The sequence below is a fragment of the Marinobacter sp. genome (genome assembly GCF_041595835.1).
Classification (GTDB): Bacteria; Pseudomonadota; Gammaproteobacteria; order Pseudomonadales; family Oleiphilaceae; genus Marinobacter.
This window is the reverse complement of sequence record NZ_JBFHJO010000092.1, coordinates 1-2,078: the sequence shown is the minus strand read 5'-3', so window position 1 is coordinate 2,078 and position 2,078 is coordinate 1. Positions and strand designations below refer to the sequence as shown.

The 2,078-nt window shown below is 50.1% G+C and carries 3 protein-coding genes; 2 read left to right on the top strand and 1 reads right to left on the bottom strand.

The window, feature by feature from the left end; genetic code table 11:
- Nucleotides 1-413 precede the first annotated feature (413 nt).
- On the top strand, nt 414-647 hold the full coding sequence (locus ABYA77_RS14790; protein WP_372966727.1) for a hypothetical protein: 234 nt from the start codon (nt 414-416) through the stop codon (nt 645-647).
- A 34-nt stretch (nt 648-681) separates the two neighbouring features.
- On the opposite strand, the gene ABYA77_RS14785 is transcribed toward ABYA77_RS14790, so the two are convergent.
- Nucleotides 682-1,769, bottom strand: a protein-coding gene (locus tag ABYA77_RS14785; RefSeq protein ID WP_372966726.1) for an IS3 family transposase whose coding sequence is annotated in 2 segments (ribosomal slippage) — nt 682-1,514 and nt 1,514-1,769 — 1,089 coding nt in all. Because the reading frame shifts where the segments join, the coding sequence is not laid out codon by codon here.
- 122 nt (nt 1,770-1,891) lie between these two features.
- Between ABYA77_RS14785 and ABYA77_RS14780 the strand changes: the two genes are divergently transcribed.
- Nucleotides 1,892-2,078: hypothetical protein (locus ABYA77_RS14780; protein ID WP_372966725.1), on the top strand; the 187-nt coding region annotated here is incomplete at its 3' end.

Below are 2,078 nucleotides of genomic sequence, written 5' to 3'. Positions count from 1 at the left end.
CAAGGCAATAGGAGCGTACGCTTTAGACGAACAACTTGACTGTATTTTTGCGCTATCAGGTAACGGCCCTGGATAGGAAAAGTTATATGTCATAGAAGCTAAGAGTGGCGACTGTAAAAGCGTGCAACCGCCATCTGGATTTTCCTTTTACTATCTAACCAAGCGTCCAAAACTTGGCGTTTCGATTGTTTGTGTTTCAGACGAACCGGTAGACGGAGCGCGTGATTGGCACTTTTCTCTTCAACCGGGTTCTATCGAATTGAAAAGAGCTATTCCAGCCTACTAGATTTTGAATAAACGACAGAATCTCGTAGTGACGTGAAGCCCGAGGTTGTGTCCGGTTTAGCAGGGGCATGTAAACTAAATCCTGTTGTTTAAGTGGAAGATGTCAGGCAATTGTTGCCGAAGTGTTTATGGCCATGGCGAATGTAAGTTGGGAAAGTAATCTCTCGAAAACTTTTGCGTCTTCGGTGAATCAGCAATCTCTAGAGGATGCTGCCGAACTCATCGTGGATGTAAGCCTGGATGATCAGGAGTACCACAGCATTTTTATCAATGCGATTGATCAAGGCATTCGTGCTGCTAATGATGGAGATATAATAGTCATGGGTTTCATTAATAAAAGCGGGTACAAAGTCAATATGTAATCCCCCCATTTTAAGAGGACATCAAAAGTAGAGCCTAGGCCACCATGGCCAGTTTCTGTTGTGGGGTAATGCCTCCGAGGGCCATATTTGGTCGTTCATTATTGTAGGTCCATAGCCACTGCGTTGCATATTCCTGAACCTCATTAATCGAGCGGAATAGGTATTGGGCCAGCCAGTCATAACGCACGGTGCGGTTGTAACGCTCGATATACGCATTCTGTTGCGGGTTGCCGGGCTGGATAAAGACCAGTGTAATATCCTGCTTCTTAGCCCAGGCAGCCAAGGTGGCACTGATGTATTCCGGGCCATTGTCGCAGCGAATTTGCATGGGTTTTCCCCGCCACTCGATGATCTGATCCAAAGCCCGGATAACACGCTCAGAGGGCAGTGACAGATCTACCTCAATCCCAAGACCTTCCCGGTTGTAATCGTCAATCACATTGAACAGCCGGTAACTTCGGCCATCCTCTAACTGGTCGTGCATGAAGTCCATGGACCAGCTGGTGTTGATGGTCGTGGGCACCGACAATGGCTCGGGTTTCTCACGTACCAGCCGCTTACGAGGCTTGATACGTAGGTTCAGCTCCAGTTCTCGGTAGATTCGGTAAACGCGTTTGTGGTTCCAGGGATAACCCTTCACGTTGCGCAGGTACAGAAAACACAGACCAAAACCCCAGTTTCTCTGGTTATGGGTTAAGCGCACCAACAGATCCGCGATCTCGGCATTTTCACTACTGAGCTTAGCCCGGTAGCGATAGCAGAACTCACTGACACTGAAGACCTCGCAGGCTTGGCGAATGCTACAACGAGCAGCGGCAACGGCTTTGTGCGCCATCTCGCGACGGAGAGATGGCTTTACCACTTTCCCTCAAGAGCTTCCTTGCGCAACTCAGACTTGAGCCGTTCTTCGGCATACATCTTCTTCAACCGCCGGTTCTCATCCTCAAGCTCTTTCATGCGCTTGATCATGGAGGTATCCATGCCGCCGAACTTTGCACGCCATTTATAGAAGCTGGCGTTGCTCATACCGTGTTCGCGGCATAACTCAGGAACGGGCACGCCGTTTTCAGCTTGCTTCAGGATCGCCATGATCTGGCTATCGGAAAAACGTGATTTCTTCATGCAGAATCTCCCTGCGTTTAGCTTACGGAAAATTCTACTTTTGAGCACCCCGGTTTTTAGGGGGGATTACCCAGGCTGCAGCCTCAGTCCGTTGGTAGTTACGAGGGGGCGGTATCTTCTTTGTGCATCGCTACACCTTAAAACAATTCAGCCAGACGTCCCTGAGCTGGGTCGAGCCCACGAAAGAAGAAGTCATGGCGCTGTGGGGGATGCGCCAACGACACATGGATAAGACCCAGCCCTGGCCAGGCTCTCACCAACTTCCGACATTCACCATGCTTGCCCAGGGCTCCTGGGCCGGCAGCGCTT

Coding starts and splice junctions, on each gene's coding strand:
- ABYA77_RS14790 (WP_372966727.1), top strand. CDS start 414: ATGGCCATGGCGAATGTAAGTTGGGAAAGTAATCTCTCGAAAACTTTT.